Source organism: Vibrio sp. 1F253, assembly GCF_041439295.1.
Taxonomy (GTDB): Bacteria; Pseudomonadota; Gammaproteobacteria; order Enterobacterales; family Vibrionaceae; genus Vibrio; species Vibrio tasmaniensis_A.
In genome coordinates this window covers 98,763-119,556 of the sequence record NZ_JBGONU010000008.1, presented here as the reverse complement: position 1 = coordinate 119,556, position 20,794 = coordinate 98,763, and the positions used below count along the sequence as shown (strand labels likewise).

At 44.8% G+C, this 20,794-nt stretch carries 18 protein-coding genes and 2 tRNA genes; 3 read left to right on the top strand and 17 right to left on the bottom strand.

The window, feature by feature from the left end:
• Nucleotides 1-87 precede the first annotated feature (87 nt).
• Nucleotides 88-1,101: a peptidase U32 family protein gene (locus ACED28_RS06605; RefSeq protein ID WP_009847533.1), complete on the top strand. Its 1,014-nt coding sequence runs from the start codon at nucleotides 88-90 to the stop codon at nucleotides 1,099-1,101.
• Nucleotides 1,102-1,119: 18 nt separating this feature from the next.
• Nucleotides 1,120-1,998, top strand: coding sequence for a U32 family peptidase (locus ACED28_RS06600; protein WP_009847534.1), 879 nt, complete (start codon nucleotides 1,120-1,122; stop codon nucleotides 1,996-1,998).
• 84 nt (nucleotides 1,999-2,082) lie between these two features.
• Here the strand turns inward: ACED28_RS06600 and ACED28_RS06595 are convergent, their stop codons facing one another.
• From ACED28_RS06595 to rlmE, 17 genes are all read right to left on the bottom strand, one after another.
• Nucleotides 2,083-3,420, bottom strand: coding sequence for an MATE family efflux transporter (locus ACED28_RS06595; protein WP_371709526.1), 1,338 nt, complete (start codon nucleotides 3,418-3,420; stop codon nucleotides 2,083-2,085).
• 89 nt (nucleotides 3,421-3,509) lie between these two features.
• Nucleotides 3,510-3,917, bottom strand: coding sequence for a MarR family winged helix-turn-helix transcriptional regulator (locus ACED28_RS06590; protein ID WP_371709525.1), 408 nt, complete (start codon nucleotides 3,915-3,917; stop codon nucleotides 3,510-3,512).
• Nucleotides 3,918-4,091: 174 nt separating this feature from the next.
• The gene (gene nlpI / locus ACED28_RS06585; protein ID WP_135444201.1) at nucleotides 4,092-5,015 is read right to left on the bottom strand and encodes a lipoprotein NlpI; all 924 of its coding nucleotides are present in this window, start codon (nucleotides 5,013-5,015) and stop codon (nucleotides 4,092-4,094) included.
• A 124-nt stretch (nucleotides 5,016-5,139) separates the two neighbouring features.
• Complete coding sequence (gene pnp, locus ACED28_RS06580) at nucleotides 5,140-7,260, bottom strand: polyribonucleotide nucleotidyltransferase (RefSeq protein WP_012604701.1); 2,121 nt, start codon at nucleotides 7,258-7,260, stop codon at nucleotides 5,140-5,142.
• Nucleotides 7,261-7,620: 360 nt separating this feature from the next.
• Nucleotides 7,621-7,890: a 30S ribosomal protein S15 gene (gene rpsO / locus ACED28_RS06575; RefSeq protein WP_004734493.1), complete on the bottom strand. Its 270-nt coding sequence runs from the start codon at nucleotides 7,888-7,890 to the stop codon at nucleotides 7,621-7,623.
• 218 nt (nucleotides 7,891-8,108) lie between these two features.
• Nucleotides 8,109-9,062, bottom strand: coding sequence for a tRNA pseudouridine(55) synthase TruB (gene truB / locus ACED28_RS06570; protein WP_012604702.1), 954 nt, complete (start codon nucleotides 9,060-9,062; stop codon nucleotides 8,109-8,111).
• On the bottom strand, nucleotides 9,062-9,475 hold the full coding sequence (gene rbfA, locus ACED28_RS06565) for a 30S ribosome-binding factor RbfA (RefSeq protein ID WP_371709524.1): 414 nt from the start codon (nucleotides 9,473-9,475) through the stop codon (nucleotides 9,062-9,064). The genes truB and rbfA overlap by 1 nt, the downstream gene beginning before the upstream one ends.
• A gap of 135 nt (nucleotides 9,476-9,610) precedes the next feature.
• Nucleotides 9,611-12,301, bottom strand: a complete 2,691-nt coding sequence (gene infB / locus ACED28_RS06560) for a translation initiation factor IF-2 (protein WP_009847541.1) — start codon at nucleotides 12,299-12,301, stop codon at nucleotides 9,611-9,613.
• Between the two features lie 22 nt (nucleotides 12,302-12,323).
• Nucleotides 12,324-13,811 (bottom strand): transcription termination factor NusA, encoded by a 1,488-nt coding sequence (gene nusA, locus ACED28_RS06555; protein ID WP_009847542.1) that lies wholly within the window; start codon nucleotides 13,809-13,811, stop codon nucleotides 12,324-12,326.
• A gap of 35 nt (nucleotides 13,812-13,846) precedes the next feature.
• Nucleotides 13,847-14,302, bottom strand: a complete 456-nt coding sequence (rimP, locus tag ACED28_RS06550; protein ID WP_004734501.1) for a ribosome maturation factor RimP — start codon at nucleotides 14,300-14,302, stop codon at nucleotides 13,847-13,849.
• 237 nt (nucleotides 14,303-14,539) lie between these two features.
• Nucleotides 14,540-14,616: transfer RNA gene (locus ACED28_RS06545), tRNA-Met, on the bottom strand.
• Nucleotides 14,617-14,669: 53 nt separating this feature from the next.
• Nucleotides 14,670-14,754, bottom strand: a tRNA-Leu gene (locus ACED28_RS06540).
• A 16-nt stretch (nucleotides 14,755-14,770) separates the two neighbouring features.
• The gene (secG, locus tag ACED28_RS06535) at nucleotides 14,771-15,103 is read right to left on the bottom strand and encodes a preprotein translocase subunit SecG (RefSeq protein WP_009847546.1); all 333 of its coding nucleotides are present in this window, start codon (nucleotides 15,101-15,103) and stop codon (nucleotides 14,771-14,773) included.
• Between the two features lie 278 nt (nucleotides 15,104-15,381).
• The gene (gene glmM / locus ACED28_RS06530; RefSeq protein ID WP_017101803.1) at nucleotides 15,382-16,722 is read right to left on the bottom strand and encodes a phosphoglucosamine mutase; all 1,341 of its coding nucleotides are present in this window, start codon (nucleotides 16,720-16,722) and stop codon (nucleotides 15,382-15,384) included.
• Nucleotides 16,723-16,743: 21 nt separating this feature from the next.
• Nucleotides 16,744-17,574, bottom strand: coding sequence for a dihydropteroate synthase (gene folP, locus ACED28_RS06525; protein ID WP_017101804.1), 831 nt, complete (start codon nucleotides 17,572-17,574; stop codon nucleotides 16,744-16,746).
• 89 nt (nucleotides 17,575-17,663) lie between these two features.
• Entirely contained in the window at nucleotides 17,664-19,631 is a 1,968-nt protein-coding gene (gene ftsH / locus ACED28_RS06520) for an ATP-dependent zinc metalloprotease FtsH (RefSeq protein WP_371709523.1), read from the bottom strand.
• Between the two features lie 107 nt (nucleotides 19,632-19,738).
• Nucleotides 19,739-20,368, bottom strand: a complete 630-nt coding sequence (gene rlmE / locus ACED28_RS06515; RefSeq protein WP_009847548.1) for a 23S rRNA (uridine(2552)-2'-O)-methyltransferase RlmE — start codon at nucleotides 20,366-20,368, stop codon at nucleotides 19,739-19,741.
• Between the two features lie 114 nt (nucleotides 20,369-20,482).
• Between rlmE and yhbY the strand changes: the two genes are divergently transcribed.
• Nucleotides 20,483-20,779: a ribosome assembly RNA-binding protein YhbY gene (yhbY, locus tag ACED28_RS06510; protein ID WP_371709522.1), complete on the top strand. Its 297-nt coding sequence runs from the start codon at nucleotides 20,483-20,485 to the stop codon at nucleotides 20,777-20,779.
• Nucleotides 20,780-20,794 lie beyond the last annotated feature (15 nt).

Genomic DNA, 20,794 nt, shown 5'->3' with positions numbered 1-20,794 from the left:
CCATCTAAACCTGCCTTACATCAATTCCGTCATTCATAATTCTTCATAAAATACTCGCTTCAATTTTATTCTATTGGTAGTGAGCAAATGGAACTCTTATGCCCAGCGGGTAACTTACCTGCTTTGAAAACCGCTATTGATTGCGGTGCGGATGCTGTCTATATCGGATTCAAAGACGATACGAATGCCCGACACTTCGCAGGCCTTAACTTTGCGGGTAAAAAGCTCGATCGTGCTGTGCAGTATGTGCATGACCGCAACAAGAAAATTCACGTTGCCTTAAATACTTTTGCTCACCCAAACGGCTTTGAACGCTGGACTAACGCTGTAGATAACGCCGCCGCACTAGGCGTTGATGCGCTGATCATCGCTGACATTGCGGTGCTCGAGTACGCTGCAAATAAATATCCAGAACTAGAGCTGCACTTATCAGTACAAGCATCTGCGACCAATGCAGCCGCTATCGACTTCTATCATAAAAATTTCAACGTTAAGCGTGTGGTATTGCCGCGCGTATTGTCGATCCATCAGGTCAAACAGCTTTCTCGTAACATCACTTCTGACGTTGACCTCGAAGTATTCGCTTTTGGTAGCTTATGTATCATGGCAGAAGGCCGTTGCTACCTCTCTTCATACATGACGGGTGAATCGCCAAATACGGTTGGGGCATGTTCTCCAGCAAAATACGTTCGCTGGCAAGAAACGGATGGCGGACTTGAATCTCGCTTGAACGAAATCCTTATCGACAAGTATGAAGCAGGTGAGAACGCAGGTTACCCAACGCTATGTAAAGGCCGATTTGAAGCAGAAGTAGATGGTGAGCGAAAGCGTTATCACGCACTTGAAGAGCCAACTAGCCTTAACACACTATCTATGTTGCCTGAGCTTTTCGCCGCGAATGTTGCTTCTGTGAAGATTGAAGGTCGCCAACGTAGCCCTGCTTATGTCGAGCAAGTCACTCGCACTTGGCGCGCAGCCATCGATCGCTACTTAGCGAACCCTGAACAATACCAAGTGGAACAAGCTTGGAATGCGACACTGGCGAATGTATCTGAAGGTACACAAACCACGCTTGGCGCTTACCACCGTAAATGGCAATAGAGCCAAATGGAGAACTCAATGAAATACGCATTAGGCCCTCTACTTTATTTTTGGCCAAAACAAGATGTTGAAAGCTTCTATGAGCAAGCAAAATCAAGCTCTGCCGACATCATCTACCTCGGTGAAGCGGTGTGCTCAAAGCGCCGTGAGATGAAAGCAAAACACTGGATGGACATAGCAAAAGAGCTGTCTGATTCAGGTAAGCAAGTGGTACTTTCAACCATGGCATTGCTAGAAGCCCCAAGCGAAGTCAACATCATGAAGAAGTACATTGATAACGGTGACTTCGCCATTGAAGCCAATGATGTATCTGCGATTCAACTGGCAAGTGAAAGTAAGGTGCCTTTTGTTGTTGGCCCTGCGGTGAACACCTACAATGCACGCACTCTGAACCTGTTCTTGAAACAAGGTATGACGCGTTGGTGTATGCCCGTTGAGCTTTCTCGCGAGTGGCTAAGCAACGTAATGAAACAGTGCGAAGAGCTTAATATTCGTAATAAGTTCGAAGTAGAAGTGTTTAGCCATGGCTACTTACCTCTTGCTTACTCTGCACGTTGCTTTACAGCCCGAGCAGAGAACAAAGCCAAAGACGATTGCGAAACCTGCTGCATCAAATACCCAACAGGTCTACAGGTCGAAAGCCAAGAAGGCCAATCGGTATTTAACCTTAATGGTATCCAGACGCAATCAGGTTACTGCTACAACCTAGTCAATGATCTACCGAGCATGCATGACTTGGTCGATGTCGTTCGCCTGAGTCCATTGGGTATCGACACTTTCTCTGAAATCAATAACTTCAGAGCGAACGAGCAAGGTCAAAAACCAATGAAGATTGAAAGCCGCCAGTGCAATGGCTACTGGCATCAGCTTGCGGGTTTAGACGTTAAAAACATCTAGTTTCTAGAGTTAAACCCATCAGCCACAGAGACAAAAAGGTCTAGCATTCGCTAGACCTTTTTAATTCTACTTAAGAAATACGACCTATGCCGCCGCTGTATTCATCGGTGAGACATCGAGCTTCTTTACATCTTTGTAGAGCATCACCATCACCACCACGCTTAGCGCAATATTAGACAGTGGGTACGCAACCCAGATCCCCGGCACACCGTACAACTTAGGCATAATGTACAAGAAAGGTAACTGGATAAGCATATTACCTAGCATGACAAACATCGCTTTACTGCCTTTGTTGACCGCCTGATAGTAAGCACCCGCTACCACTAAGAAACCATCAAGCGCCAGTGCAAACATGTGTAATCGAATACCCAACACGGTGTACTCGACTAGCTGAGGTTCATCTGAGTTAAAGACTGACACAAACTCACGTGGGAACGCGTTCAGAAGCAGCACGAACGCCACACCAATCAATACCGAACTCATCATCGCAATCTTAAGTAGCTTACGGATATTCGCTTGGTTACGCGCACCATGGTTATAACTCACCAATGGTTGCATGCCGTTGGCGATGCCTTCAGCTGTGAGATAATAAACCGTCACTATGTAGCCCAAAATCGCGTAAGCACCAATCATCAACTGGTCGCCATATTGAGAGAACAACGCATTGTGCAGCGCAAGCATCATCGAACCATACGCATACATAAAGAAGCTTGATGTACCGATAGCGAAGATTTCAGGAATTACCGATAACTTCAGTCTCAGTTCATTCCAACGCAAGCGCAGGTTTGCTCGACGTGAGAAGAAGTAAGCTAACCCCAAACCGGTTACTACAAACTGAGCAATCGCGGTTGCCAGTGCTGCACCTTTCAACTCCCAACCAAACTGAGCAATAAACAGATAATCCAGAGCTATATTGATCACCGCACCGACAATCATCAGTATGGTGGCTAAGTTAGGGCTGTCATCGTTACGCAGTAAAAACGGCATAGCGATCGAACCTAGCGTGAAGACACTCGCGCCAATCAGAATGTGTAAGTATTGCAGGCCAAGTTCATACACTCTCCCTTCTGCGCCCTGCCAAAGCAAGAAGTTATCAGCAAACAAAAACAGCAATGCAGAAACAATAGGTGTTATCGCCAACAACAAGGTTAAACCTGTTGCTAAGATCTCCTTAGCGCCTTGAGTATCTTTTTCACCTTGGCGAATCGAGACAAGCGCACCTGTACCTACACCCACCAACATACCAATACCGAGAATCGAACCAATCACAGGCCACGCAACATTGATACCTGCAAGTCCATCAGCCCCCACATAGCGGCCAATGAAGATGCCATCCACCACTTGGTAAAGGCCATTAACCAACATGGCAGCCACAGTAGGGATTGTGTATCGCCAAAACTGACGACTAATTGAGTTACTCATTTCTTACTCTACTTTCATCTGTGAGTCGCATATCAACAAGATATGACTCGAAAAATTAGTTAACAAGGCTAACTAAATATCTAAATTATTTACTTCAAAGCTTTATTTAATAACAGGTTTAGCTGCTGAGACTCTTGCTCAGACAAACGACTTTCCAATATCTGTGCCATGACCTGATAGATCTTACTTTCTTCTTCTAAGCCGACTTCAGCTTTGCTGGTCAATACGACCAACTTAGACCTCGCATCTTCGAGCGAAACTTTACGCTCAACAAGCCCCTTTCTCTCTAGTCTCTGAACCATAGTGGTTGCTGAAGGCTTTGTAACCTGCATCTCAATCGCCAGATCAGTCAATCGGATCGGTTCAGGAGAGGCTTGGATGACCTTCAAATAGTCATACTCATTGAAGCTCAATTGGCAAATAGGATCTTCATTTACCTGAGTGCGCCATATCTTAGAGGCGAAGCGCTCAATCTTTTCTAAATTCTGGTTCAGCATACTCACCTAATCAAGAATCGCATTTAGTTAGCAAGGCTAACTATTTTATTATTATTTAAATCAAAAGCAATCAAAAGCGAGCCCCCCTTTTTTTGTTTATAAAAACGGAGCATAAAAAAGGAACATAAAAAAACCGCTGACAGGCAGCGGTTCTTCGGAATCAAAATATATCGTTTACTTTGTGTCGGCTTTTTCTTCGGCCTCAGCCAACTTAACTTTTGCTAAGTGCTCGGCTTTAAGAGTAGTAAATATACGGCTTAGCTCTAAGAAAGAGTAACGATGCTCTACATATTCATACACATTGAAAGACACTGACAACTTGTACAGAGAGATCGCATTCGCGTAGTCCCCATTCATATGGTAGCGCTTAGCAAGGTAGAAATATGTCTCAGTTAGACGCTGCGCAAGTAACGTGTTGTCACGAGTACCGGTCAATATCGCCTTAAAAGCCTGCTCTTCAGTAATGTCATCAAGCATAATCGCGACTAATACCCACCCCCACTGCTCATCACGGCTCTCGTAACGTTTTTGCAAATCAAGCTTGGCTTGCTCTGGCGTGAGTTCGTGCTGAATAATATACAACCAAAGCGCACGGAATGGATCACTTGGATCATCGGTATAATGCTTCGTCATCTCTTCATTGGCTAAATCATAACGTTCGCCGTAGTAGAGTGCGATAGAGCGATTTCTTTCTGCGTAAGAGTTTGCAGGATCAAGCTCTAACGTAGAATCAAAAGATTCATAAGCGGCATCAAACTCCCCTACTTGCGTAAAGTAAACACCCAAAAGGTTGAAGATATCAGGTTGAGCGGGGTTCAATGAAAGAGACTGATTGAAATCAAGACGTGCTAAATCACGCAGGCCAACACTGTCGTAGTAGTTACCACGTTCAAACAGCATCTTAGATCGAACTTCATCGTTCAAGTCCGGGCGCTGTAATAATTGACTAAGACGTGCAATTTGAACCTCTTGCTGAACGCTTGGTTGCAGCGGCACAGCCATTGGTGGATAAACCCAACGTGAGGTGTTATCTGATGTTGTCGCACAACCTGTTAGTACAAGCAGTAAACACATACCCGCGGTTTGAAACCATTTCACAAATAATTACTCCTGTTATGACCGCAATAAAAAAGGGGAGCGATATGCTCCCCTTTATAACATGCTTTTTTACCAATGGGTTAGAAATCACTAAAAAGCGATAGTCCCATTAATAGGCTAAGAATTACTCAGCAGCAGGTGCTTCGCCTTCAGCTGGCGTTTCAACTGCTTCTTTCATGCTTAGACGTACACGGCCTTGACGGTCAATTTCAAGAACCTTAACTGGTACTTCTTGACCTTCAGTTAGGTAGTCAGACACTTTCTCAACGCGCTTATCAGCGATTTGAGAGATGTGTACTAGACCATCTTTACCTGGAAGGATAGTAACGAATGCACCGAAGTCAGCTAGACGAGCAACTTTACCTTGGTAAATGCGGCCAACTTCAACTTCAGCAGTGATCTCTTCGATACGACGGATAGCTTCTTTAGCAGCTGCGCCTTCAGTAGCAGCAATCTTGATTGTGCCATCGTCTTCGATTTCGATTGTAGTACCTGTTTCTTCACAAAGAGCACGGATAACTGCGCCGCCTTTACCGATAACATCTTTGATCTTATCAGAGCTGATTTTCATTGTGTGGATACGTGGAGCGAATTCAGAGATATCTTCACGAGCACCTGAGATAGCTTCATCCATTACAGAAAGGATGTGCTTACGTGCACCTTGCGCTTGGTTAAGAGCAATTTGCATGATCTCTTTAGTGATACCTTCGATCTTGATGTCCATTTGAAGTGCAGTGATACCAGCGTTAGTACCTGCTACTTTAAAGTCCATGTCACCTAGGTGATCTTCGTCGCCAAGGATGTCAGAAAGAACTACGAAATCGTCGCCTTCTTTAACAAGACCCATTGCGATACCCGCAACAGAAGCTTTGATTGGAACACCAGCATCCATAAGTGCTAGAGATGTACCACATACAGAAGCCATTGAAGAAGAACCGTTAGATTCTGTGATTTCCGATACAACACGAACTGTGTATGGGAATTCGTCAACAGAAGGCATTACTGCTTGGATACCACGTTTAGCAAGCTTACCGTGACCAATTTCACGACGCTTAGGAGAACCAACGAAACCAGTCTCACCTACACAGTATGGAGGGAAGTTGTAGTGTAGAAGGAAGTTGTCTTTCTTCTCACCCATTAGGCTATCGATGATTTGTGCATCACGTTGTGTACCAAGCGTTGCAGTAACAAGTGCTTGAGTTTCACCACGAGTGAATAGAGAAGAACCGTGTGTACGTGGAAGAACACCAGTACGTACGTCTAGCGCACGAACCATGTCTTTTTCACGGCCATCAATACGTGGGTTGCCAGCAATAATGCGGCTACGTACTACGTTTTTCTCTAGAGAACCAAGCATGCCGCGGATTTCGCGCTCATCTAGGTTTTCGTCTTGTGCAATTAGAGCTTCAACAGTGTCGTTCTTGATTGCGCCAACTTGCTCGTAACGAGCCATTTTCTCAGTGATCTGGTACGCGTCAGATAGACGAGTTTCAGCAAGTTCAGCAACTTGAGCTTTAAGCTCAGTGTTAACTGCTGGCGCTTCCCAGTTCCAAGATGGAGTTGCAACTTCAGCAGCAAACTCGTTGATTGCTTTGATTACAACTTGTTGTTGGTCGTGACCGTAAACAACAGCTGAAAGCATTTCTTCTTCAGATAGGTTATCTGCTTCAGATTCAACCATAAGTACTGCGCCTTCTGTACCAGACACAACTAGGTCTAGTTTAGAGTTTTCAAGCTCAGTATTTGATGGGTTAAGAACAAGTTCGCCGTCGATGTGACCAACACGTGCAGCACCGATAGGACCATTGAATGGAGCACCAGAGATAGCAAGTGCAGCAGACGTTGCGATCATAGTGATCATGTCTGGGTTTACGTCAGGGTTGATAGAAACAACCGTAGCGATAACTTGAACTTCGTTTTTAAACGCACTTGGGAAAAGTGGACGAATTGGACGGTCAATCAGACGAGCTGTTAGTGTTTCGCCTTCAGATGGACGACCTTCACGCTTGAAGAAACCACCAGGGATTTTACCCGCAGCGTATGTACGCTCTTGGTAGTTAACTGTTAGAGGGAAGAAATCTTGACCCGCAACAGCTTCTTTTTTAGCAACAACAGAAACGAATACTGATGTATCGTCCATAGTCGCCATTACAGCAGCAGTAGCTTGACGTGCCATTACGCCCGTTTCTAGAGTAACGGTGTGGTTACCGTACTGGAATGACTTTACAACTGGTTTTTCAAACATTGTATATCCTTCATCTGAAAATCTCTTTTCAGAATAAGTGAATGAATGCTCAGCAATAACTAATCGCGACTAGTAAAAAAAGACGAAAAGTTCAATCATACTAAACATCTGCTTTTAATAGTCGCGACCTATTGGCCGACATCTGTGACTGTTATTGTTGAGCTAATTAGGGTGCGAAATAATCAAACAATTATTCGCGTGCGAGAGTATAAACTATTTTCTTGGCAAGAGACATTTTCACGATTAAAAATCAGGTTAACCGCACAGAGAACCTTCATTTTTAACATTAAAAATATAACAGGCACAAAAAAAGGAGCATAAATGCTCCTTTTCTTCAAACTGTCTTTGCAGACATCGCTATTAGCGACGTAGGCCTAGACGCTTGATTAGGTCTTGGTAACGAGTAAGGTTTTTGCCTTTCAAGTAATCAAGAAGCTTACGACGGCTAGAAACCATACGTAATAGACCACGACGGCTGTGGTGATCGTGTTTGTGCGCTTTGAAGTGACCTTGTAGGTGGTTGATAGAAGCAGTAAGTAGTGCTACTTGTACTTCTGGTGAACCTGTGTCGCCTTCAGATTGTGCGTATTCTGCAACGATTGCTGCTTTAGTTTCTGCATTCAGAGACATAAATCTCTCCTGATAAGAGTAAGTTTATATTTGTAGCAGCCAATCTCTGATTCAGCCGCTACGCGAGCCGAGGATTATAGGGAAGTTTACGAGTTGGTGCAATAACAATCGAACTGATGAAAAACGAAAAAAGCGAACCATTAAAATTAAGGGCTCGCTTTCTATATTATTGATTCGCTTTTCCAGGCTAAGCGCCAATACCTAACTAGGTTTCAGCGTTATGCTTGTGGCTCTTCATCTCTGAAAACAACCAAACGCTTCGGTGCAACTCGGCCATCTTCAGCAATCTGAGCAACACCAACAAACAGTTTCTCTTCACCACTTGTCATGCGAACCGTACCTTCAGTTGGCGCACCAGAAACCTGAACGGGCATACCGTGCTGAACTAGGTCAGTCAGTTCCGCGTTTAAGTTAACTTCTGGTAAGTCTTCAACGGCTGTGTCCATTGGCATTAATAGTGGATCAAGCAGTTCTTTGGGTGCAATTTCTTGCGCCTGCGCTTGCTCTAGGATCTCGTTCAACTGCTCCAAAGTCACCATACGATCGTACGGATACTTAGCAACACCAGTACGGCGAAGCATGGTCACGTGGGCACCACAACCTAGCATTTCACCAAGATCGTCGGTAATTGTGCGGATGTAAGTGCCTTTTGAACAATGCACTTCCATCTCAACTTCATCACCTTCAAAGCGAAGCAGTTCAATAGAGTAAACAGTGATTTTACGAGATTCACGAGGCACCTCGATACCTGCACGTGCGTATTCGTACAAAGGCTTACCTTGATACTTCAATGCTGAGAACATTGACGGAATCTGGTCGGTTTCCCCTTTGAAGCTTGCAATGCAGCGTTCAAGTTGCTCTTGAGTCACGTTAACATCTCGTGTCTCTACCACTTCACCATCAGAGTCAGAAGTATTGGTACGCTCACCAAGCTTAGCGATTACTACGTAGCGCTTGTCAGAATCTAATAGAAACTGAGAAAACTTCGTTGCTTCACCAAGACAAATTGGCAGCATGCCAGTCGCAAGAGGATCAAGAGCACCGGTGTGCCCTGCCTTCTCTGCAAAGTAAATACGTTTTACTTTTTGCAGTGCATCATTAGACGAAATGCCCGTTGGCTTATCTAACAGAATTACCCCGTTGATAGGGCGACCTTTACGACGGCGAGCCATTACTCTTCGCCCTTAGACTGAGTTTCGTCAGTTCGGCCAGACTCTTCTTGCTTACGCTTATCGTCGTTTAAAACTTCACTTACTAAGTTAGACATACGCATGCCTTCTACTAGTGTGTTGTCGTAAGTAAAACGCACTTCAGGCGTTAGACGGTGACGAATACGCTTACCAAGAGCCCTACGAACTGGCACTTCATGCTCTTTAAGAGCAGCAAGACATGATTCAGGTGTTTGCTCACCGATACATAGGAAAGTAACGAACACTTTTGCGTAAGCAAGGTCACGAGACACTTCTACGTCTGAGATAGTTACCATACCGATACGTGAGTCACGAACTTCACGTTGTAGGATAAGCGCAAGCTCCTTTTGAAGCTGCTGAGACACACGTTGTGTGCGGCTAAATTCTTTTGACATTTTCTTTTCTCACTTAGAAAGATGGGGGGCTTGGTAATTACCAGCCCCCCATGGTGTATTCAACAACCGATTACCTTATTACCTTTATTAGTAATGTTAGTAACCTTAGTCAATATGTCGAGTCGTACAGACTGATTAGTCTAGAGTACGTTTAACCTCAACGATTTCGAATACTTCAATCTGGTCACCAACGCGAACGTCGTTGTAGTTCTTAACGCCAACACCACACTCGTAACCATTCTTAACTTCTTGAACGTCATCTTTAAAGCGACGAAGTGACTCTAGTTCACCTTCGTAGATAACAACGTTTTCACGAAGTACACGGATTGGGTTGCTACGCTTAATCGTACCTTCAGTAACGATACAACCAGCGATTGCACCAAGTTTAGGCGACTTAAATACGTCACGTACTTGTGCAAGACCAATGATTTCTTGACGGAATTCAGGAGCAAGCATACCGCCCATTGCCTGTTTCACTTCGTCAATTAGTTGGTAGATGATTGAGTAGTAACGTAGATCTAGGTTTTCGTTCTGAACTGTATTACGCGCAGTTGCGTCAGCACGAACGTTGAAACCAAGGATGATAGCGTTAGAAGCTGCAGCAAGTGTTGCGTCAGTTTCAGTAATACCACCAACACCAGAACCTACGATGTTCACTTTAACTTCGTCAGTTGACAGTTTCAGTAGAGAGTCAGCAATCGCTTCTACAGAACCTTGAACGTCAGCTTTAAGTACAACGTTAAGTTCAGCAACTTCGCCTGCCGTCATGTTCGCGAACATGTTCTCTAGTTTCGCTTTTTGTTGGCGAGCTAGTTTAACATCACGGAATTTACCTTGACGGTAGTTTGCAACTTCACGAGCTTTACGCTCATCACGTACAACAGTCGCTTCATCACCTGAAGCAGGAACGCCAGAAAGACCTAGAATTTCTACAGGGATAGATGGACCTGCAGTTTCGATGTCTTTACCGTTTTCATCACGCATTGCACGAACACGGCCGTACTCTTGACCACAAAGAACGATATCGCCTTTGTTTAGAGTACCAGACTGTACTAGCACTGTTGCAACTGGACCGCGACCTTTATCAAGACGAGATTCAACAACAACACCAGATGCCATGCCTTCTTTAACCGCTGTAAGCTCAAGAACTTCAGACTGAAGAAGGATAGACTCTAGAAGACCATCAATGTTTGTACCCTGTTTTGCAGAGATGTGAACGAAGATGTTCTCACCGCCCCATTCTTCAGGGATAACGTCGTATTGAGCTAGCTCATTCTTAACGTTGTCTGGGTTTGCACCCTCTTTGTCGATCTTGTTCACAGCAACAATCAGAGGAACGCCTGCCGCTTTCGCGTGCTGGATTGCTTCGATTGTTTGTGGCATTACGCCATCGTCTGCAGCAACAACAAGTACAACGATATCTGTCGCTTGAGCACCACGAGCACGCATAGCAGTAAAGGCCGCGTGTCCAGGAGTATCAAGGAACGTGATCATGCCGTTGTCAGTATCTACGTGGTAAGCACCAATGTGCTGCGTGATACCGCCAGCTTCGCCAGAAGCAACGTGTGCTTTACGAATGTAGTCAAGTGTTGAAGTTTTACCGTGGTCGACGTGACCCATGATAGTAACAACAGGAGCACGACCTTCAGCGATAGCATCGCTATCACGGTCAGCTAGTACTGCTTCTTCAAGTTCGTTTTCTTTACGTAGGATTACCTTGTGACCCATTTCTTCAGCAACAAGTTGTGCTGTTTCTTGGTCGATCACTTGGTTGATAGTCGCCATAGCGCCCATCTTCATCATTACTTTGATAACTTCAGTTGCTTTAACTGACATTTTGCTAGCCAGTTCAGAAACAACGATAGTTTCGCCGATAGCAACGTCAGATTTTGCAACAGTCGCTGACTTATCGAAGCCTTGCTGCATTGAAGTTGGTTTAGCAAGCTTACCTTTACCGCCACGACCACGTTGGTTACGACCACCACGGTTATTGCCAGGTTGAGTTGCTGGAGCTGGTTTCTTCTTGCGACGACGAGGTGCTTTCTCATCTTTTTTGTCTGCCGCATCTTCAGCTTCACGAGCGTAAGTAGAAGTCGTCACATGGTAATCCGCAGATTTCTCTTGCTCTTTCTTCTTCTTCTCTTCTTCAGACCAACGTTCTTGGTTCTCTTCTGCTAACTTACGAGCTTCTTCAACAAGCTTAGCTGCTTCAGCTTCGGCTTTACGAGTTGCTTCTTGCTCTTGACGAGCTTTAAGTTCATCCGCTTCTTTTTTCGCTTGTGCGTTAGCGTCTGCGTTTTTTGAATTCATGTCTTTTTTAGCCTTTTCAGCTTGTGCGCGTTGAGCCTTCTCTTCAGCTTCACGTTTTGCATCCGCTTCACGTGTTACTTTTGCTTCGGCTTCGCGCTGTGCTTTCTCTGCAGCATCACGTTTCGCTTGCTCTTCAGCATCGCGTTGTGCTTTCTCTTCCGCTTCACGATTAGCTACTTCCTCAGCTTCACGTTTCGCTTCATCTTCAATAGTGCTGCGCTTCACGTAAGTACGCTTTTTACGTACCTCAACTTGAACATCCTTACTCTTACCGCCTCCAGCGGCAACACTTAGCGTGCTGCGGGTCTTGCGTTGAAGAGTTAAACGAGTCGGTTCTGTTTCACCAGAAGTATCGCCGTGCTCCTTTTTAAGGTGCGTTAGCAATGTTTGCTTCTCTGAATCAGTCACTTGGTCCGACCCTGCTTTCTTCATGCCTGCATCAGCAAGTTGTTCAATTAAGCGGTCAACTGGCGTACCAATCTCTTCACTCAGTGCTTTAACTGTTAATTGTGTCATACCGCTCTCTCTCCTTGCTGAATTATTCTTCGTCGCCGAACCAACAGATGTTACGCGCAGCCATAATTAGCTCGCCTGCACGCTCTGCAGTTAGGTCTTCGATGCCTTCTAGTTCATCAACGCCTTGGTCAGCTAGGTCTTCCAATGTCGCAACGCCTTTTGCTGCTAGCTTGTAAGCCATTTCACGCTCAAGACCTTCAAGTGCAAGTAGGTCTTCAGCTGGCTCAACACCATCGAAAGTTTCTTCTTTCGCTAGCGCTAGAGTTGTCAGTGCGTCTTTCGCGCGGTTACGCAATTCTTCAACGATACCTTCATCTAGACCATCTACTTCAAGAAGCTCGTTCACAGGAACGTAGGCTACTTCTTCAAGCGTAGAGAAGCCTTCTTCAACAAGCATTTGAGCAAAGTCTTCTTCGATATCTAGGTGCTTCATGAAGTTTTCAATAGAAGCAACAGCTTCTTCTTGGTGCTTCTTCTCTAGATCAGCAACAGTCATTACGTTCAGTTCCCAACCAGTAAGTTGAGACGCTAGACGTACGTTTTGACCGCTACGACCGATAGCTTGCGCTAGGTTGTCAGCTTCAACCGCGATGTCCATTGAGTGCGTATCTTCATCAACGATGATAGAAGCAACATCAGCAGGAGCCATTGCATTGATAACGAATTGCGCCGGATTATCATCCCAAAGCACGATATCGATACGCTCACCGCCAAGGTCGTTAGATACAGCTTGTACACGTGCGCCACGCATACCAACACACGCACCAACAGGGTCAATACGTTTGTCGTTTGTTTTAACGGCGATTTTAGCACGAGAACCAGCGTCACGTGCAGCACCTTTAAGTTCAATTAGCTCTTCACCAATCTCAGGCACTTCAACACGGAATAGTTCAGCTAGCATTTCTGGTTTAGAACGAGTAACAAAAAGCTGGAAGCCACGAGCTTCTGGCTTAACTGCGTATAGAAGACCACGAACACGGTCACCTGGACGGAAGTTTTCACGAGGAAGTTGGTCATCACGAAGGATTACCGCTTCAGCGTTGTTACCTAGATCTAGAATCACTGTGTCACGGTTAACTTTCTTAACTGCGCCAGTGACTAGCTCGCCTTCGTTATCAATAAACTGTTCAACGATTTGAGCGCGTTCAGCTTCACGTACTTTCTGTACGATAACTTGCTTAGCTGTTTGAGTCGTAATACGGTCAAACGTTACTGATTCGATATCATCTTCAATGAAACCGCCAAGTTCGATCTCTGGATCATCGTACTTTGCAGCTTCAATAGAGATTTCTTTTGTTGGGAATTCAACTTCCTCAACAGCTTCCCAACGGCGGAAAGTTTCGAAATTACCCGTTTTACGGTCAATCTCAACACGAACTTCGATTTCTAGTTCGCTTTTCTTTTTTGTTGCCGTTGCAAGCGCGATTTCAAGCGCTTCAAAAATACGCTCACGAGGAACTGCTTTCTCATTAGAAACAGCTTCTACTACCGCCAAAATTTCTTTGTTCATTAATCTAGCCTCTTAAGCTCTTCTCTCTAGGAGAACTAAAATTTAGGGATCAGGTTAGCTTTCGCAATATTGCTCAGGACGAATTCTTCTTCTTGTCCTTCAACTAATACTTTCACTGTCTCGCCTTCGATAGATTGGATATCACCTTTCCATTTACGACGGTTGCCGACAGCCATTTTCAAAACGATGCTTACCTCGTGACCAATAAATTGTTGGTAATGCTCAGCTTTGAACAGTGGTCTCTCTAAACCTGGTGAAGACACTTCAAGGTTATAAGCCACTGAAATTGGATCTTCAACGTCCATTACGGCACTTACTTGGTGACTAACTTCAGAGCAATCATCTACATTGATACCATTTGGTGAATCGATGTAAATGCGTAGCGTTGAGTGCTCACCAGCACGAATAAATTCTAATCCAACTAACTCATAACCCGATGCTGCTACTGGAGCGTCAAGCATTTCAGTAAGTTGTCTTTCTAAACCAGTCATTTAACCACTCCAGAAACAAAAAAAGGGCTCAAAGCCCAATTTAAATTCCAAGCAAACATTATCATCTAAATGCATTTATAAATGCTTAGATAACAAAAAACCCCGTATAAGCCGGGGTTTTTGTTGCTGGACCCTTATATGTTAAGTGTCATCATATTTGATATCACACTTAACTCACAGTGAGGTTCACACTGTGCAAACTTGCTACCAATACAAGCTATATAATAGCATTGAAATTGGTTGCGGGAGCCGGATTTGAACCGACGACCTTCGGGTTATGAGCCCGACGAGCTACCAAACTGCTCCATCCCGCGTCCGACTTGTGAGCATTATACGCCCAACAAGATGTTTTACAAGTTTGTAAACATGGTGCCGAGAGAGGGACTCGAACCCTCACACCTTAAGGCACTAGCACCTCATGCTAGCGTGTCTACCAATTTCACCATCTCGGCATCAAATCTTTACAGATTATTGTGGAATTTCGTCGCCTTGCGCCGGAACTTCACTCACTGCATCTTCAGCTTGTTGAATCACCTGACCTTGGGTCGGGTCAATCCATTGTGACTCAGTTTTATGTGTAGACATATTACCAAGCACTAAGCTAAGGATAAAAAATGTAGTTGCAAAAATTGCAGTCATTCGGGTAAGGAAATTTCCTGAGCCACCAGCACCAAACACAGTGTTTGAAGCGCCAGCACCGAAAGAGGCTCCCATATCTGCGCCTTTACCTTGTTGAATCAACACTAGGCCAATTACACCAAGCGCTGCCAACAGGTAAATCACAAGTAGAACTGTAAACATTTTTCCACCTATGTTCCTAATTGTTGAGCCAGCGCCGTTCAAAAAACTATTTTTAAGAACAAGGCTAGCGACCTCCTAACTGAAGGCCGAGCAATACTAGCGAATGCGGCGATGACTGACAAGGGGAATTTACTAAAAAATAAGCCTTTACCAAGCAAGTGGTCAAAAAAAGGGCAAAAGGGACACAAAACTCATTTGCGCCCCTTTTTAATCATCACATAACTAAAACCCGGCCCCCACAAGTGAGACCGACTTTGCATGTTACGGCAAATGTTTTATTAGCAATTCGCTTTTACTGCATCAGCAATTTTCAGTGCAGAACTCTGAACAAGTTCAGCATCTTCACCTTCGACCATTACGCGCAGTAGTGGCTCAGTACCCGATTTGCGTAATAGCACACGACCTTTCTCACCGAGTTCCGTCTCGACTTCAATAACAGCTGCTTTCACAGCCTCTGCTTCTAGTGGGTTTGAATCACCACTGAAACGAACATTTTCTAGAACTTGAGGGTATAACGTCATACCTTGAGAAAGCTCATTCAGTGTCATTTCACTATCGACAACTGAGGCTAATACTTGCAGAGCAGCAACGATAGCATCACCTGTCGTCACTTTATCTAATAGGATAACGTGCCCCGAATTCTCAGCACCGATCTTCCAGCCTTTAGCTAGAAGTTGTTCCATAACGTAACGGTCGCCGACAGCAGCACGTACAAACGGAATACCTAACTGCTTAAGGCCGTTTTCCATCCCAAGGTTGGTCATTAGCGTACCAACAACGCCGCCTTTCAACTCACCACGACGCAGTGCATCGCGAGCAATAATGTAAGCAATTTGGTCACCATCAACTTTATTGCCTAGCTCGTCAACCATGATGATGCGGTCACCATCACCATCAAAGCCAAGACCTAACGCCGCTTTTTCTTCAAGCACTTTAGCTTGCAGAGCGCGCACATCAGTCGCACCGACTTCGTGGTTGATGTTAGTTCCATTTGGCTCCACACCAATCGCAACAACCTCAGCACCCAGCTCTTTAAATACAGCAGGCGCAATGTGGTAAGTCGCACCATGCGCGCAATCCACCACAATTTTCATACCCGCTAGCGTCATTTTGTGTGGGAATGTACTTTTACAAAATTCAATATAACGGCCTGCTGCATCATTTAGGCGTACCGCTTTACCTAATTCGGAAGATTCCACGCACTCGATATCTTTGTCTAGCTCAGCTTCGATGGCGAGTTCAATCTCATCCGACAATTTAGTACCTTCAGACGAGAAGAACTTGATGCCGTTGTCATAGAAGGGGTTGTGCGATGCAGAGATAACAATTCCCGCTTCAGCACGGAAAGTTTGTGTTAGGTAGGCAACAGCCGGTGTCGGCATTGGCCCCGTAAACGTGGCTTGAAGACCAGCAGCAGCTAAGCCAGCTTCTAAAGCAGACTCTAGCATGTAGCCAGAAATACGAGTATCTTTACCAATGATCACTTTCTTTGTGCCCTGCTTTGCAAGAACACGACCAGCAGCCCAGCCAAGCTTCAAAACAAAATCAGGTGTGATTGGGTACTGGCCCACTTTTCCACGTACACCATCTGTGCCGAAGTAACGTCTTTTATCAGACATATTGATTTTCCTTAATTATGATTAGTGATTGTTATTCATCACTTCGATTATCTTCATCGCTTCCAATGTATCTTCAACATCGTGAACGCGAATAATTTGTGCACCTTTCATTGCTGCGATTGTTGCGCAAGTAACGCTAGCGACCATGCAGTCAGCTGGGACTTTGTCTAGTAGCTTAAAGATCATCGATTTTCTCGACATCCCCGCTAAGACAGGCAAACCAAGCGTATGAAACTTTTCAAGGTGCGCTAATAAATGGTAATTGTGTTCGATGGTTTTACCAAAACCAAAACCAGGGTCAAGAATCAGCTGCTCTTTTGATATACCGACCGCCTCACAAGCTTCGACCCTTTCTTGTAAAAAGTCTTCGACATCTGTTAGAACATCTTCGTAGCTTGGATTGGCTTGCATGGTTCTTGGCTGACCTTTCATGTGCATCAAGCAAATAGGTACATTAGCCTCTGCGGCCACTTCTAGAGCTCCGGGCTCTTGCAGTGCGCGTACATCATTGATCAAATCCGCCCCTGCTTCAACAGCTTGGCGCATCACCTCAGCTTTGCTGGTATCAATCGAGATCCAAACATCAAACTTGGCGCGAATCGCTTTAATCGCCGGGATAACTCGAGCTAACTCCTCCTTTAAGGACACCTCTGGAGCACCCGGACGAGTCGACTCACCACCAATATCAATAATGCTAACGCCAGCCTGAATCATTCGCTCTGCTTGCAGTAAAGCATTATCTAATGAATTGAATTTTCCGCCATCAGAGAAAGAGTCAGGCGTAACATTGAGGATACCCATCACATGTGGGCGGTCTAAAACGAGCGTTTTATTGTGTGCTTTTAATATCATGGAAGGTGGGTCTTAAAGGTAAAAAATATCTTGGCCTAGAAACAGAAAAACCCTGAGCGTACTCAGGGTTTTAATTAATAGCTTAGCGATTAAGAATCTTTGTTTTGAGCGTCATCTGATTCAGATTTAGCTTCTTCAACTGTCGACTCTTCAGCTTTTGGCTCGGCTTCGGCTTTCTCTTCTGATTTAGCTTCAGGTTTAGCTTCTTCCTTTGCAGGTTCTGCTTTCGCCTGGTCACCCCAACCAGCAGGCTCACGAATGTCGTCTTTGCGTTCCATCAAGTCATCAATCTGACCTGCATCAATCGTTTCAAACTTCATTAGCGCATCTTTCATCGAGTGCATGATATCCATGTTCTCTTCAAGAATCTGTTTCGCACGAGCATAGTTACGGTCGATAAGAATACGAATTTCTTCATCGATTAATCTAGTTGTATCGTCAGAAACATGTTTCGCTTGGCTCATGCCGCGACCTAGGAAAACTTCGCCTTCTTCTTCAGCATAAAGAAGAGGACCTAGTTTTTCAGAGAAGCCCCACTGCGTAACCATCTTACGAGCAATATCAGTTGCACGCTCGATATCGTTAGACGCACCAGTCGAAACTTTGTCTTTACCGTAGATAAGCTCTTCAGCAAGACGACCACCGTACAAGCTAGAGATCATTGATTCTAGATGCTGGCGAGACATGCTTACGCGGTCTTGCTCAGGTAAGTACATAGTTACACCAAGCGCACGACCACGTGGGATGATTGATACTTTGTACACTGGATCGTGTTCAGGTACCAAACGACCAACGATTGCGTGACCTGCTTCGTGGTAAGCCGTTGACTCTTTCACTTCCTCAGACATCACCATTGAACGGCGCTCTGCACCCATCATGATTTTGTCTTTCGCAAGTTCAAACTCAACCATAGATACATTGCGTTTGTTACCACGAGCAGCAAATAGAGCCGCTTCGTTAACAAGGTTCGCAAGGTCTGCACCAGAGAAACCTGGAGTACCACGAGCAATCAGAGATGGTTCAACATCACCTGATAGTGGCACTTTACGCATGTGTACTTTAAGAATCTGTTCACGACCACGTACATCAGGTAGACCAACCACAACTTGACGGTCAAAACGACCAGGACGAAGTAATGCAGGGTCTAGTACGTCTGGACGGTTAGTCGCAGCGATAACAATAATACCTTCGTTACCTTCGAAACCATCCATCTCAACCAGCATTTGGTTAAGTGTTTGCTCACGTTCATCGTGACCACCACCAACACCAGCGCCACGTTGACGACCTACCGCATCGATTTCATCGATAAAGATGATACAAGGCGCTGCTTTCTTCGCTTGTTCGAACATGTCACGCACACGAGATGCACCAACACCAACAAACATTTCAACGAAGTCAGAACCAGAGATAGTAAAGAACGGTACTTTAGCTTCACCAGCAATCGCTTTTGCAAGCAATGTCTTACCCGTACCAGGAGGACCGACCAACAGGATACCTGTCGGGATCTTACCACCAAGCTTTTGGAAGCGGCTTGGGTCACGAAGGTAATCCACAAGCTCTTTCACGTCTTCTTTTGCTTCGTCACAACCAGCAATATCAGCAAACATCGTTTTGATTTGTTCTTCACTCATCATTCGAGCTTTGCTCTTACCAAAAGACATTGCGCCTTTACCGCCGCCGCCGCCTTGCATTTGACGCATGAAGAAAATCCACACACCAATCAGTAAGATCATTGGGAACCATGAAATGAAGATAGTGCCAAGCAGGCTCTGCTCTTCAGGTGGTGTACCCTGAACTTTTACGTTTTGATTAATTAAGTCATCAAGTAGCTTTTGATCATAAACAGGCATGTAAGTTACATACTTAGAGCCACCACGACGTGTGAAAGTGATTTCGCTGTTATTGAACTGTGCGTCTTGAATCTGGCCTTGGCCAACTTCCTGTACAAACGTGGTGTAATCTACTGCTCTGCCGTTACTTTCCCCAGGGCCGAAGCTCTGGAATACCGACATCAACACTACCGCGATAACAAGCCACAGAATTAAATTTTTTGCCATGTCACTCAAGGTGTAAGCCTCTCGATAACTAATTGTAATTAAAGGTAGGGTACTACAGTTTGTAACCTGTAGCCATGTTGTTAACTCTCACTCTTGGAAGAGAATCGTTAACCTTTGTAACCAGTTGCTACGATAAACACTTCACGAGAGCGAGCTCGAGAAGAGTCGGGTTTTCTAACTTTGACTGTTTTAAACATCTCACGGACGTCCTTAACATATTGGTCAAACCCTTCGCCTTGGAATACTTTTACAACAAAACTACCATTGGTAGCTAGAACTTGTCGACACATATCCAAAGCTAATTCAACTAAATACATAGCTCTTGGCTGATCCACAGAATTGTTGCCTGCTATATTAGGTGCCATATCAGACATCACGACATCAACCATGTTTGGTTGTATACGTTCCAGCAACGCATCTAGCACAGCTTCTTCGCGGAAATCGCCTTGTAAAAAGCTCACTCCAGCAATCGGATCCATTGGTAACAAGTCACACGCAATGATTTGACCGTTGTCTCCGATAATCTTAGCAGCATATTGAGACCAACCGCCAGGCGCTGCACCCAAATCCACAATGGTCATCCCTGGAGTCAGCAATTTATCTTTCGTTTGAATCTCTTCCATTTTGAAATAAGCACGCGAACGATAGCCTTTTTTTCTGGCTTCATTTGCGTACTTGTCGTCGAAGTGTTCCTTCAACCAACGGCCTGAACTGGCCGAGTGTTTCTGTTTGCTCATTGGATACCTAAATTGGAGGAAAGTACTAATTGCTGAATAAATTATAGTCTTCAGCTTTAGATGGCGTTAAAATAGGTTTTTTCAACCCTAATACTAAATAAAATTGGCCGCGTAATGAACCTAAGTACCAAACAAAAGCAGCATCTAAAGGGCCTAGCTCACAGTTTAAAACCTGTTGTGCTAATGGGCGCAAATGGACTTACTGAAGCTGTTCTAGCGGAAATCGAATTAGCTCTAGACCACCACGAACTGATCAAGATTAAAGTTGCATCAGAAGACCGTGAGACTAAGCAACTGATTATCGAGGCAATTGTACGTGAATCTAAAGCTGAGAAAGTACAGACTATCGGTAAAGTTCTAGTACTGTTCCGTCAGTCAGAAGCACGTAAAATCGAGATTCCACGCAAGTAAGCGAGCTTAATATAA